The sequence below is a fragment of the Mannheimia sp. genome, from assembly GCF_056854775.1.
In genome coordinates this window covers 1-13119 of sequence record NZ_JBXGGI010000136.1, presented here as the reverse complement: position 1 = coordinate 13119, position 13119 = coordinate 1, and the positions used below count along the sequence as shown (strand labels likewise).

The 13119-nt window shown below is 40.6% G+C and carries 13 protein-coding genes; 12 read left to right on the top strand and 1 reads right to left on the bottom strand.

The genetic code is table 11. From position 1 onward, the window contains the following. The 12 genes from ACJHV0_RS09600 to ACJHV0_RS09545 all read left to right on the top strand — a co-directional run. Nucleotides 1-208, top strand: a 208-nt coding sequence (locus tag ACJHV0_RS09600) for a TusE/DsrC/DsvC family sulfur relay protein (RefSeq protein ID WP_483134047.1), incomplete at its 5' end; no start/stop codon positions are given. A 106-nt stretch (nt 209-314) separates the two neighbouring features. Further along, nucleotides 315-539: a hypothetical protein gene (locus tag ACJHV0_RS09595; RefSeq protein ID WP_283386091.1), complete on the top strand. Its 225-nt coding sequence runs from the start codon at nt 315-317 to the stop codon at nt 537-539. 199 nt (nt 540-738) lie between these two features. Next, entirely contained in the window at nt 739-1278 is a 540-nt protein-coding gene (gene apt / locus ACJHV0_RS09590) for an adenine phosphoribosyltransferase (protein WP_483134046.1), read from the top strand. Nucleotides 1279-1363: 85 nt separating this feature from the next. Further along, entirely contained in the window at nt 1364-3403 is a 2040-nt protein-coding gene (dnaX, locus tag ACJHV0_RS09585) for a DNA polymerase III subunit gamma/tau (protein WP_483134045.1), read from the top strand. 4 nt (nt 3404-3407) lie between these two features. Then, nucleotides 3408-4316: an ABC transporter ATP-binding protein gene (locus ACJHV0_RS09580; protein ID WP_334233066.1), complete on the top strand. Its 909-nt coding sequence runs from the start codon at nt 3408-3410 to the stop codon at nt 4314-4316. A gap of 1 nt (nt 4317) precedes the next feature. Then, nucleotides 4318-5079, top strand: a complete 762-nt coding sequence (locus ACJHV0_RS09575; protein ID WP_483134044.1) for an ABC transporter permease — start codon at nt 4318-4320, stop codon at nt 5077-5079. Between the two features lie 9 nt (nt 5080-5088). Further along, nucleotides 5089-5847, top strand: a complete 759-nt coding sequence (gene modA / locus ACJHV0_RS09570; protein ID WP_025235661.1) for a molybdate ABC transporter substrate-binding protein — start codon at nt 5089-5091, stop codon at nt 5845-5847. Beyond that, nucleotides 5847-6539 (top strand): molybdate ABC transporter permease subunit, encoded by a 693-nt coding sequence (gene modB / locus ACJHV0_RS09565; RefSeq protein ID WP_334257339.1) that lies wholly within the window; start codon nt 5847-5849, stop codon nt 6537-6539. Before modA ends, modB begins: the two co-directional genes overlap by 1 nt. Next, nucleotides 6526-7581, top strand: a complete 1056-nt coding sequence (gene modC, locus ACJHV0_RS09560) for a molybdenum ABC transporter ATP-binding protein ModC (protein ID WP_483134043.1) — start codon at nt 6526-6528, stop codon at nt 7579-7581. The genes modB and modC overlap by 14 nt, the downstream gene beginning before the upstream one ends. Before the next feature lie 54 nt (nt 7582-7635). Continuing rightward, the gene (locus ACJHV0_RS09555) at nt 7636-8070 is read left to right on the top strand and encodes a type II toxin-antitoxin system RatA family toxin (RefSeq protein WP_483134042.1); all 435 of its coding nucleotides are present in this window, start codon (nt 7636-7638) and stop codon (nt 8068-8070) included. Next, entirely contained in the window at nt 8060-8383 is a 324-nt protein-coding gene (locus ACJHV0_RS09550; RefSeq protein ID WP_051411624.1) for an RnfH family protein, read from the top strand. The genes ACJHV0_RS09555 and ACJHV0_RS09550 overlap by 11 nt, the downstream gene beginning before the upstream one ends. A gap of 204 nt (nt 8384-8587) precedes the next feature. Then, nucleotides 8588-9877, top strand: a complete 1290-nt coding sequence (locus ACJHV0_RS09545) for an MFS transporter (protein WP_283386101.1) — start codon at nt 8588-8590, stop codon at nt 9875-9877. A gap of 113 nt (nt 9878-9990) precedes the next feature. On the opposite strand, the gene ACJHV0_RS09540 is transcribed toward ACJHV0_RS09545, so the two are convergent. Then, nucleotides 9991-13119: collagen-flanked surface repeat-containing protein (locus tag ACJHV0_RS09540; protein ID WP_483134041.1), on the bottom strand; the 3129-nt coding region annotated here is incomplete at its 5' end.

Sequence of the window (13119 nt, the reverse complement as noted above, 5' to 3'; positions counted from 1 at the left end):
AGAACATTGGGAAATCATCTACTTAGTGCGAGAGTTTTACCAAGAATACAAAACCTCTCCTGCAATTAGAATGTTAGTCAAAGCAATGGCACAAAAATTTGGCGAAGAAAAAGGCAATAGCCGTTATTTACAACGTTTATTCCCCGACGGACTGGCAAAACAAGCCACAAAAATTGCAGGATTGCCGAAACCTGCGAAATGTTTATAAGAGGCTTATTATTTTATTTTTTCGATCTATATCGAAAAAATAGATTTTGCTATTTGCACAACTAAAATAAAAACCATAACCTCCTTATATTATTAAGGAGTACATTATGTGGAATTTATTTAAAACACCGATTGAAAAAGGTTCATTTGAATCTTGGGCAAAAATCAGTGATGATATCGCCAAAGTTGCAATTTTAGCAATTCCTGTTATTCTGTATGGAAACGATGCAACTTCTGCGAAAGTATTTAATATTACAATGCTGATCATATTTACCTATTTCTTTTTAAGTGGTGGGCGACTATTTAGAAGGCAATTAGAGGAGATGAAATAATGGAATTTGGCTACACTCTTGGTATTACACTATTTATTATGGGAGCTGTTTTTTACGCAGCAGCTTATTTCTTAACAAAATAATTGAAAGCGAGCAACAAGCTCGCTTTTGTTTTGCAGTCCCGTAATTTCCCCTTGAAATTTCCCTCATTTTTCTATAGAGTTTTCCAGTTATTTTCAAATTACATATAGGTCAAATAATGAGCCAATTAGATTTAATCAAATCTTCTATCAAATCTATTCCTGATTACCCTAAAGCAGGAATTATTTTCCGTGATATTACTTCACTTTTAGAAGTTCCAACCGCATTCCAAGCAACAGTTGATGCCATTGTGGCTGAATTTAAAGACAAAGGTATTACTAAAATTGTTGGTACAGAGTCTCGTGGTTTTATTTTCGGAGCTCCTGTTGCCTTAGCACTTGGCGTGCCTTTTGTGCTAGTTCGTAAGCCTAAAAAATTACCGCGTGAAGTAATTTCTCAATCTTATACTCTTGAATATGGTGAAGATACGTTAGAAATTCACAAAGATGCAATCAGTGCTAACGACAACGTATTGATGATCGATGACTTATTAGCAACCGGTGGCACTATTGACGCAACGGCAAAATTGATCCGCCGCTTAGGGGGAACTGTAGAACACGCAGCGTTTGTAATCTGGCTACCTGACTTAGGTGGTAAAGAACGCTTAGAACAAGAAGGAATTAAATCCTTCAGTTTAGTGAGTTTTGAAGGTCATTAATTACAAGCGGTTGTATCTTCTCAATTTTTTGCAACCAGTAGGAGCTAATTTCAATTAGCTCCTACAAAATGAATAAAGAACAAATATGAGTTATCAGGTTCTAGCCCGCAAATGGAGACCTCAACGCTTCTCTGAAGTGGTTGGGCAACAGCACGTTTTATCTGCTCTTGAAAACAGTTTAAGAGAAGATAGGCTTCATCACGCCTATCTGTTTTCAGGCACCCGAGGCGTAGGAAAAACCTCCATTGCTCGCCTTTTTGCAAAAGGGCTAAACTGCGAAAATGGCATTACTGCTGACCCTTGTGGAGAATGTGCCAACTGCAAGGCAATTGAAGAAGGGCATTTTATCGATCTGATTGAGATCGATGCAGCCTCTCGCACCAAAGTGGAAGATACCCGCGAGCTACTTGATAACGTACAATACAAACCCACCGTTGGGCGTTTTAAGGTTTATCTGATCGACGAAGTGCATATGCTCTCTCGCCACAGCTTCAATGCGTTACTTAAAACCCTTGAAGAACCGCCTGAGTACGTTAAATTCTTATTGGCGACTACCGATCCGCAAAAGCTGCCGATCACTATTCTTTCTCGCTGTATGCAATTCCATTTGCGTGCATTAGAACAATCGCAAATTGCTAAGCACCTAGAATTTATTCTCAACGCAGAAAGTATTCCTTATGAAACTATTGCTATTGAAAAACTAGCAAAAGCGGCACAGGGTAGTATTCGTGATTCACTCAGTCTCACTGATCAAGCTATCGCAATGAGTAACGCCAATATTACTCTTGATGCGGTAAGCCAAATGTTAGGGCTCATTGATGACAATCAGCCACTCGAATTAGTGCAAGCAATCGCCCAAGCTGATGGCGAAAAAGCAATGGCAATCATTGAACAAATTGCCTCTAAAGGGGTGGATTGGCAGCAATTGCTGAGTGATATTGCAGAAACATTGCACAAAATTGCGATGTTACAATTAGTCAAAACTACCGCCGCAGAAGAAACGCTCATTCATTTTCTAGCAAAACAGATGCCACCTGAAGATGTGCAGTTTTTCTATCAACTTATCCTTAACAGCAAAAAAGAGCTACCTTTTGCACCCGAGCAACGTGCCGGTGTGGAAATGGCGATACTGCGTGCATTAGCTTTCCACCCAAAACAGGCGGAAAGAATGGCAACTATGGTCATTCCAACGGTATCTGCCGTTCCGCAAACTAATGTGGTTACGAATACTCAACCGAAGCCACAAAATCAAATTGCTCAACTAAGAGAAACCCTAGAGAAAAATCAGCAAAAATCGGTAGTGGCTTCACAAACGACACAAGCACCAACTGTAGCTCCTGTAATGCCTAAAGAAGAAAATACCACTACGTTTTCTCCGGCAATGGCTGCACTTGAAGCCCGCAAAAAATTACAGCAACAGCAAGCTGATTTAACTCAAGCCGAAAAAAAAAAGCCTGAGTTAAAAACGCCTCAATTTATTGCAAAAAAATCGGAAAATTCGACCGCTTCATTACAAGAACGATTTATCCAATTTGCAGAAAATCAACAGCAAACGGCACATCAATCCGTTTCAAAAGTAGAAAACACGCCTAAAAGCATAGACGATGAAGATTACCGTTGGACTTGGCTCAACCCTGAATTAGAAAACCAAGCAGACAGTGCCAAACCGTCGGATATTAAGCAAGCTATTTTGCAAGAACGTACACCAGAACTAGTGGCAAAAACCATTGATTTATCTTGCCAACAAGATAAATGGTGTGAGATTGCTAATTCGCTTAATTTAGGCGGTTTTTCACGCCAAATTGCCTTAAACAGCTACTTAGATAAACACGCAGACAACCATCTTTCGTTGGTATTAAAGCCCAATATGGCACATTTAGATAATGTGGAATCTCGTAAAAATTTAGAAGTGGCATTGGCTGAAAAAGGCTATAGCTATGATTTATCTATCGGCGACAATGCCGATAAACAAACGCCGCTAGAAATTCGTCGAGCCATTTTCAAACAACTCACTGAAGCAGCAAAATCTGCTTTGCTGAACGATGAAAAATTAATGTTACTTCGCAACGCCTTCGATGCACAAATTGATGAATCGACCATTCGAGCGGTTGCACAGAGTGAGTAAATAGATGAAAGCATTAGAATTAATTGATCTTGTGAAAACCTACCCGACCGGTGTAAAAGCGGTAAAAGGGATCAACCTTGTGGTAGAGCAAGGGGATTTCTACGCTCTACTTGGGCATAACGGTGCAGGAAAATCCACCACTATTGGTATTATTAGCTCCCTTGTAAATAAAACAAGTGGTAGTGTAAAAGTGTTTGGCTACGATTTAGATACACAAAAAGTGGAATTAAAGCATCAAATCGGGCTTGTACCACAAGAATTTAATTTTAATCAGTTTGAAAAGGTCATTGATGTGCTGGTACAACAAGCCGGTTTTTACGGTATTCCACGCAAAGAGGCTCTTATTCGTGCCGAAAAATGGTTAAAACAGCTCGATTTATGGGAAAAACGCACACATCTTACTCGTGAGCTTTCCGGCGGAATGAAACGCCGTGTGATGATCGCCAGAGCCTTAATGCACAATCCCAAACTATTGATTTTAGACGAACCCACCGCAGGGGTGGATATTGAACTCCGCCGCTCATTATGGGATTTCTTACGGGATCTGAACAATCAAGGCACAACAATTATTCTAACTACCCACTATTTAGAAGAAGCTGAAATGTTATGCCGCCATATTGGCATTATTCAAAATGGTGAATTGATTGAAAACACCTCAATGAAAGCCTTGCTTGCGAAATTAGAAAGCGAGGTGTTTGTGTTGGATTTGCAAAATTCTATTCAAAATCAACCGCTTGTCATTCAAGATTATCCGCATAAATGGATCGATGAAAACACCCTTGAAGTCAATGTGAAACGTCAGCAAGGGCTAACAAATCTCTTTTCACAAATCGCGGCTCAAGGTGCGGAAGTATTAAGTATGCGAAATAAATCTAACCGCTTGGAAGAACTCTTTATTAATATGGCTCAATAAAATGAATTTTATCGGATTTTATACTTTAGCGTGCAAAGAGTGCCGTCGTATTCTGAGAATTTGGCGACAAACTCTTGTGCCGCCTGTAATTACCACTACCCTCTATTTCTTAATTTTTGGAAAATTAATCGGTGGACGCATTGGTGAGATGAATGGAGTGGGTTATATGGAATTTATTGCTCCCGGCTTGATTATGATGACGGCAATTACTGCCTCTTATGTGAATACCGCTTCGTCTTTCTTCTTAAGCAAATTTACCCGTGATTTTGAAGAATTACTGATTTCACCCCTTTCCACTCATAACATTATTTGGGGCTATTTATTAGGTAGTATTTTGCGAGCCGGCTTGGCAGCTCTTTTGGTAATGTTAGTTGCAATGATATTTGTGAGCTTTGATATTCATTCCTTTGCTATCATTGCTCTAACGCTATTTTTAACCATTGTTGCCTTTGCATTAGGCGGTTTGATTAATGCCGTTTTTGCGAAGTCCTTTGATGATGTAGGATTAATTCCTACCTTTGTGCTTACACCACTCACTTATTTAGGTGGTGTGTTTTATTCTATCTCGCTTCTGCCAGAGTTTTGGCAAACTGTGTCAAAATTTAACCCTATTGTGTATATGATCAACGGCTTAAGATATGGTTTTTTAGGTATTAGCGATGTAGCATTGATTTACACCTTTGGGGTGCTAATTTCGTTATGTGTAGGGCTATATATTGTAGCTTATTCGTTAATTCAGCGAGGAATTGGGCTACGTTCTTAGGTAATCAAGATGAAAATGTTAAATCAATTATCTATCAGCACTGTTTTTGCATTAACACTTAATATGGCATTTGCAGAAAATCTTACTGTTTTTGCTGCCGCGTCAATGAATAATGTGCTGCAAGAAATCGGGCAAGATTTTGAACAAAAATATCCGGAAGATAAGATCATATTTTCATTTGCATCTTCTTCTGCATTAGCCAAACAAATTGAGCAAGATGCTCCTGCCGATCTCTTTATTTCTGCCGACCAACAATGGCTGAATTATCTTGTAGAAAAACAACCAGCTAAAATTAAGCAGCGGATCAATCTCATTAAAAATGAACTGGTTTTAATTGCCCCAAACGAGAGCAAAATCCAAGCAGAAAGCATACAAGCGGTCGATTTTGCCAAAGAATTAACAAATAGTTATTTATCTGTGGGCGACCCATCCCACGTTCCTGCTGGAAGATATGCTCAAAAAGCCTTAACCTACTATAATTTATGGGAAACCGTTGAGCCCAAATTAGCTCGTGCAAAAAACGTACGAGATGCACTTTCTTTTGTTGAACGTGGTGAATCACCATTAGGGATTGTTTATTCCACCGATGCAAAAGTGTCTGATAAAGTCAAAGTGCTTGCCGTATTTCCACAGGAAAGCTATGGCGAAATTGTTTACCCTGCCGCAGTGGTGAGTGAAAAACAATCTGCCGTAAAATTTTTAGATTTTCTACAAACACCGGAAGCCAAAGCTCGATTTGAAGCGGCTGGATTTAAACCGATTGAGTGATGTTTGATTTTACCTCACAAGAACTAAATGCGATTGTTCTCAGCCTAAAAGTTGCCTTCATTGCGGTGGTACTTGCTTTACCACTTGCCGTGTGGGTGGCTTGGGTGCTTTCTCGTAAACAATTTTGGGGCAAAAGCATTTTAAACGGTATTGTTCATTTACCGTTGGTTTTACCGCCGGTAGTAATCGGCTATTTGCTGTTAATCTCTATGGCGAAACGTGGGGTAATCGGGCAATATTTGTGGGAATGGTTTCATTTTAGTTTCAGTTTTTCGTGGAAAGGTGCGGTACTTGCCTCAATGGTAATGGCATTTCCACTAATGGTTCGCTCTATCCGTTTGGCATTTGATTCGGTTGATCCCAAACTCGAACAAGCTGCACGCACATTAGGGGCAAGCCCGTTAAAAGTCTTTTTTACCTTAAATTTACCCCTTGCATTTTCAGGTATTATTGCCGGGAGTGTACTCGGTTTTGCTCGCTCATTAGGTGAGTTTGGGGCAACCATTACTTTTGTCTCCAACATTCCAAATCAAACCCAAACCATTCCGGCTGCCCTGTTTACTTTTATTGAAACGCCAAATGGCGAAATGGCTGCTGCCCGCTTATGTTTGGTAGCGATTGCGATTTCATTAATCGCCCTATTCTGTTCGGAATGGTTGGCTGAAAGGCAGAAACATTATGCTAAAACTTAACCTTATTCAGCAACTCGGCAATCTTGATTTGAATGTCAATTTAGAGATTCCTGCTCAAGGTATTACCGCTATTTTCGGGCGTTCGGGGGCGGGCAAATCCAGCCTAATTAATTTGATTGCCGGGCTTGCAACCGCACAATCTGGCTTTATTGAATTAAACGGACGCGTGCTGTTTGATAGTCAAAAAGGTATCAACCTACCGCCTGAAAAACGTAATATTGGCTATGTATTCCAAGAGCATCGCCTTTTCCCTCATTATTCGGTGGAAAAAAATCTGAAATATGGCTACAAGCGGTCAGATTCTGCCGATTTTTTGCAAATTGTTGAGCTTTTAGGCATTTCGCACCTATTAGATCGCTATCCTGAAAGTCTCTCCGGTGGGGAAAAACAACGGGTTGCCATTGGGCGTGCATTACTAAGTTCGCCCGATATTTTATTGATGGATGAGCCTTTATCTGCTCTTGACCTTCCACGCAAACAAGAGCTATTAGATTATTTAGATAAATTAGCTACTCAACTTAACATACCCATTCTCTATGTTAGCCATAGTTTAGAAGAAATCGTTCGCCTTGCTGATCAGCTCCTTTTGCTTAATAACGGCAAAGTGATGGCATTTGATAGCGTTGTTAATGTGTGGCATAGCCCAGCTTTTGCCGATTGGCAACCAAACAATCAACGCATTAGTTTACTTGAGTTACCGATAAAAGAGCAGCAACCAAGCTACAATATGCTTGGATTAGGGCTAAATGAGCAACGCCTTTGGATTCATCAACTTCCTCGTCATCAAATAGGCGAAAATTTGCGTGTTACCATTGCGAGTAAAGATGTTTCTATCAGCTTACAAAAACCAATGCAAAGTTCAATCCGCAATGTGTTAAAAGGTGATATACAGAAAATCGAAAACCATTTAGATCGGGTTGATGTGGCTGTTCTTGTCGAAAATCAAACTATTTGGAGTACGATAAGCCTGTGGTCTTTTGATGAGCTTTCGCTTAAAGAAGGGCAAGAGGTTTATCTTCAAGTCAAAAGCGTTTCTTTATAGACTTGCAAATTTCCTGTAAAATATGACCGCTTGTTAATTCAAAAAAGAGATATTATGCCAATTGTTAATCAATCTGCCCTTGTGCCTTACAGTGCTGAACAAATGTACCAGCTTGTAAATAATTATGAAAAATACCCTGAGTTTTTATCAGGCTGTGTGAATACAAAAACCTTAAGCACAGGGGAAAATGAATTAACTGCCGAGCTTCATATTCAAAAGCTGGGAATTAGTCAAACTTTCAGCACTCATAATAAAATGACTCCGCCGTATAAAATTGAGATGGCTTTAGTGGAAGGTCCTTTTCGCCATTTACACGGTTTTTGGACATTCACTCCGTTCGATGAACAGAGCTGTAAAATTTCACTTGAACTTAATTTTGAATTTTCAAGCCCGATTGTGGCATTAGTTTTCGGCAAGGTATTCAACGAACTTACGTTAAAAATGGTGAATGCGTTTAAACAACGTGCAAAAGAGGTCTATGGTGTCTGAACAACGTCAAACAGAGCAGGAAATACAAGAGATTAACGTAGAGGTGCTTTATGCCTATCCGGATAAATATTTCCTCAAAAAGCTACAAGTGCCGCAAACTACCACTATTCAAAATATTATTCTGCTCTCAGGTGTGTTAGAAAAATACACTGAAATCGACTTACGAGAAAATAAAGTCGGTATTTTCAGCCGTCCTGCAAAACTCAATGAAACGGTGGAAGATGGCGATAGAATCGAGATCTACCGCCCATTAATTGCTGATCCGAAAGAAATTAGACGCAAAAGAGCAGCTGAACAAGCTGAGAAGAAATAAAACCGTTATCAACTCCCCTTCCCCTCTTTTATCAAGAGGGGCAAGCTTTCAGCTTTATTTTAACTTCCCCTTCCTTCATTAAAACCTTATTATGAAAATCTTTCATAAATTTTATGTAAATTTTGCGTTTGATTAATTTTCTTTAAGTCCATATAGTTCAAGCTATAACAATAGCTTTACACATTATTTTTTGGAGAACCACTTATGGATATTCGTGATCAAATTGCTCACAATAAAATGACTTCATTTCAATGGTTAGTCGTTGGGCTAACAGTCTTACTTAACTTACTTGATGGCTTTGACTTAATGGCACTCGCCTTTACCGCTAAAAGTATCCGAGAAGAATTAAATTTAGATGGTGCAACTATCGGTACACTAATGAGTGCAGGTTTATTTGGTATGGCAATCGGTTCGTTATTCCTTTCACCGCTTGCAGATAAATTTGGTCGTCGCCCACTACTTTTAATCGGAACAGGCTTAGCTACATTGGGTATGCTACTCACCTATATCGCCTCTTCCGCTTTTGAGATTGGTTTATATCGTATCATCACAGGTTTAGGCGTTGCCTCTATTTTAACGGGTACAAACGTATTAGTCAGTGAATATGCCAGCCAAAAATGGCGTGGATTGGCAATTGCCATTTATGCTTCCGGCTTTGGTATTGGGGCGATGCTGGGGGGAATGTCCGCCGTATTGTTACAAGGTGAATATGGCTGGAGAGCGGTATTTTTAGTGGGTGCAATCTTAACCGGTGCAGTATTCCTTTTACTCTTTTTTGTTTTACCTGAATCCGTCGAATTTTTAATTTCTAAAAGACCTAAAAATGCCAAAGAGCGTTTAAACCAAATTGCGGTAAAATTAGGCTTAGGTGGGAATTGGGAATTACCGGAAGTTGAAGCGAAAGGTAAACAAAAGGTTGCTATCGCACGCCTTTTTGAACCTGAATATCGTCGCAATACTTTATTAATTTGGGTTGCCTTTATTGCAATTTCAGCCTCATTCTATTTCATCAGCTCGTGGACACCAGCCTTGTTAGAAGAAGCCGGAATGCCTAAAACCCAAAGCCAAACGGTTGGTATGGCAATTTCAGTGGGCGGAACAATCGGTTCATTAATTTTCGGTTTCTTAGTTAGCCGCTGGGCTGCAAAAAATATTTTACAGCTATTTAGTATTCTTGCTGCAAGTGCTGTCGTTGCTTTCGTGTTCTCAGGCACTTTAGGCTTAGCCATTGCCTTAGCAATTCTTGTTGGTGGATTAATTAATGGCTGCATTACAGGTTTATACACTATCAACCCAACGCTTTACGCACCGGATTTTCGCAGTACAGGTGTAGGCACAGCTATTGGTGTAGGTCGCTTAGGTTCAATTGTTTCACCAACACTTGCCGGTGTTTTATTAGATGCCGGCTGGAAAAAGAATGAACTCTATTTAGGAGCAGCAGCTGTATTATTGATTGCAGCTTGTACGGTACATTTTCTTAAACAGAAGAAGTAATAATTCTAATATTATAATCTAGTATAAAAAGGGCTGAATTGGATAACCAATTCAGCCCTTTAAATTATAGTTTTATAAGGTTGCTATATTAGCAACCTTATTTATTTCACAGATTACCAAGCGTAACCAACACCTACAGTACCAATGAAATCACCTTGAGTATCGGCACTACCTGAAAGTTTCAGTTTAACCTTACTATTATCAGATAAGCGTGAGTAACCTACAGCAACTGCGTTCTGACCTTTATAAGTACTCGCCGCTGCAGCAACCATTGATTTACCCGCTAAGTGGATTTCAGGTAAGCCTGCAATCGCTGCTGCACCTGCAATACCCGCACGAGACTCTCTCTGGTTACGGTTAATCTTGTTATTGATGTTATTAACTTCACCTTTCAACTGATTCACATTTACTGCATCTGTGCCTTTCACACCTGGTGCAACATTGGTAATACGCGTTGGAGCACCGTTGTTACCGGCAACATTCAGCTCATTTACACCATCTTGTGCTACTTTTGAGCTAAGCGTTGTGTTGCCTACTTTCACTGTATCAAATTCAGGGTTATTTGAAGTTGCCACTTCAACCACAGAGTCTTTACGCGAAACAACGATGTTTTTGCCACCTTTAATAGTCGCTTTACCATTGTTAGCTACGCGAGTTGATCCGGTGTTTTCTGCAACATTACCATCAACCGTTAAATCCCAGCCCGTGTTTTGGATAACATTGTATAACTGACTACCGTTTACTGCATCTTTGCTTGTGCTTGAGATTTCACCATCTGCTACATTGGTTACTTTCTTATCACCTGCATCTACGCCGGCTTTAGTTACACTTGGACCATTTTTAATGGTTAAACCATTGTTGTTTACCGTGGTATCACCTGTTGTTACAGAGCCATCTTCGGTTAAATCAATCACTTTCGCTAATTGAACTTCTAAGGTATCAGTTCCGTTCGCTTTCACGTTGATGTTACCTGCTGCAGACTTAAAGTTTTCCGATGCTGCTTTATCAACACCTTCGCCAACCACTTTTACTACTGTGTTTAGCTTATGACGGTTAAGCTCTTCATTGTTACCTGTGAAGATTAAACCATCGTTAAGTGTTGCAATTTGCTCCGGTTTACCTTTTGGTGTGCCATCCGGATTTGTTGGCTGGTAAACGATTCGAGTTTGACCGTCTTTACCCGGTAGACCGTTTTCACCGTCTGTACCATCAACACCTTGTGCACCGTCAGCTGCTTTGAAGGTTAAGCCGTCTTTGCCGTCTTTACCATTCAAACCGATAGAACCGTCTTTACCGTTTAATACAACAGCAGAGCCGTCTTTACCGTTTACACCAACAGAACCATCAACACCGTCTTTACCCGGTTTACCATCTTTACCTGGTTCAGCTTTTTCACCGAAAGTTACTTGATCTTTGGTTGCTAAAGAAACAACTGGGTTACCGTTTGCATCTTTAGTTTGAGTAACAGTAACATTCTTACCACCATCAATAGTTACGGTATCACCTGGATTAACTAGGTTGTTTTCACTAGTATTCTCACCGTTGTTAGAGCTGGTTAGGTTAAAGCCGGACTTGTTAATTGCATCAGCTACATTTTGTGCTGTTGCAACTTTATTACCTGCTTTATTTGCTGCATCTTGAGCTTCATTTGCAACATTTTGTGCATTTTCAACCGCTTGTTGTGCTGCATCTTTATCTGCTTGTGTAGCATTTGCAGGTAATTCTGCTAATGCTTTCTTCGCATCTTCAAGTGCTTTATTTGCATCTTCAAGTGTTTGGTTAGCATTGGTTACAGGACCAGTTACAGAACCATCTGTGTTATTGGTGATATCACCATTATCAACATTGAAAGTAACATTTGTTAAGGTTTCTGCGATATTTTCAACAACAGCTGTTGTACCTTTACCATCAACAAAACTTACTGTGTCATTGTTATTCACAACATCTTTTGGCTTGCCGTTCTCTGCAATATTCCAAGAACCTGCACCTGCATCTCCTTTCGGACCTTGTGGACCTTCAGCCCCACCTTTACCGTCTTTACCGTCTTTCACTGTTGCAGTCGTTGTTGTTCCGTCTGTGTTTGTGATCGTTACGGTTGCTTCTGTTTTCGGTGTAACTTTATCTGCCGGTACTTCTTTACCATCTTTCGTTACGTAAACCGGTTTACCGTCTTCACCTACTTTCGGCTGACCGTCTGCACCTTTTGCAGGCTCTACCGGATTGCCGTCTGTATCAACGTAAACTGTTTTTTCCGTAACTTCTGCTGTTGGAGACTTACCATCTTTCACCGTTGCAGTTGTGGTAGATCCATCCGGGTTTTTCACAGTTACTGTATGTGTGCCGTCGCCGTTGTCTTTTACTTCAGCTGTTGGAGATTTACCGTCTTCACCTTTATCACCCTTATCACCTTTCGCACCGTCTTTAACAGTAGCAGTTGTGGTAGAACCATCCGGGTTTTTCACGGTTACTGTATGTGTACCGTCGCCGTTGTCTTTCACTTCAGCTGTTGGAGACTTACCATCTTTCACTGTCGCAGTTGTGGTAGATCCATCCGGGTTTTTCACAGTTACTGTGTGTGTGCCGTCGCCGTTGTCTTTCACTTCAGCCGTTGGAGACTTACCGTCTTCACCTTTATCACCCTTATCACCTTTCGCACCGTCTTTAACAGTAGCAGTTGTAGTTGAACCATCCGGGTTTGTTACAGTTACAGTGTGTGTACCATTGCCATTGTCTTTTACTTCAGCTGTTGGAGACTTACCGTCTTTAACAGTCGTAGTTGTGGTTGAACCATCCGAGTTTGTTACAGTTACAGTGTGTGTACCATTACCGTTGTCTTTCACTTCCGCTGTTGGTGATTTACCGTCTTTCACTGTCGCAGTTGTGGTAGAACCATCCGGGTTTTTCACAGTTACTGTGTGTGTGCCGTCGCCGTTGTCTTTCACTTCAGCCGTTGGAGACTTACCGTCTTTCACCGTTGCAGTTGTGGTAGAACCATCCGGGTTTTTCACGGTTACTGTATGTGTGCCGTCGCCGTTGTCTTTCACTTCAGCCGTTGGAGACTTACCATCTTTCACTGTCGCAGTTGTGGTAGATCCATCCGGGTTTTTCACAGTTACTGTGTGTGTACCGTCGCCGTTGTCTTTCACTTCAGCCGTTGGAGACTTACCGTCTTCACCTTTATCACCCTTATCACCTTTCGCACCGTCTTTAACAGTAGCAGTTGTGGTAGAACCATCCGGGTT

What these genes read in the sequence shown, in the direction of transcription:
- ACJHV0_RS09595 (WP_283386091.1), top strand. Translation starts at nt 315, where the DNA reads ATGTGGAATTTATTTAAAACACCGATTGAAAAAGGTTCATTTGAATCT.
- apt (WP_483134046.1), top strand. Translation starts at nt 739, where the DNA reads ATGAGCCAATTAGATTTAATCAAATCTTCTATCAAATCTATTCCTGAT.
- dnaX (WP_483134045.1), top strand. Translation starts at nt 1,364, where the DNA reads ATGAGTTATCAGGTTCTAGCCCGCAAATGGAGACCTCAACGCTTCTCT.
- ACJHV0_RS09580 (WP_334233066.1), top strand. Translation starts at nt 3,408, where the DNA reads ATGAAAGCATTAGAATTAATTGATCTTGTGAAAACCTACCCGACCGGT.
- ACJHV0_RS09575 (WP_483134044.1), top strand. Translation starts at nt 4,318, where the DNA reads ATGAATTTTATCGGATTTTATACTTTAGCGTGCAAAGAGTGCCGTCGT.
- modA (WP_025235661.1), top strand. Translation starts at nt 5,089, where the DNA reads ATGAAAATGTTAAATCAATTATCTATCAGCACTGTTTTTGCATTAACA.
- modB (WP_334257339.1), top strand. Translation starts at nt 5,847, where the DNA reads ATGTTTGATTTTACCTCACAAGAACTAAATGCGATTGTTCTCAGCCTA.
- modC (WP_483134043.1), top strand. Translation starts at nt 6,526, where the DNA reads ATGCTAAAACTTAACCTTATTCAGCAACTCGGCAATCTTGATTTGAAT.
- ACJHV0_RS09555 (WP_483134042.1), top strand. Translation starts at nt 7,636, where the DNA reads ATGCCAATTGTTAATCAATCTGCCCTTGTGCCTTACAGTGCTGAACAA.
- ACJHV0_RS09550 (WP_051411624.1), top strand. Translation starts at nt 8,060, where the DNA reads ATGGTGTCTGAACAACGTCAAACAGAGCAGGAAATACAAGAGATTAAC.
- ACJHV0_RS09545 (WP_283386101.1), top strand. Translation starts at nt 8,588, where the DNA reads ATGGATATTCGTGATCAAATTGCTCACAATAAAATGACTTCATTTCAA.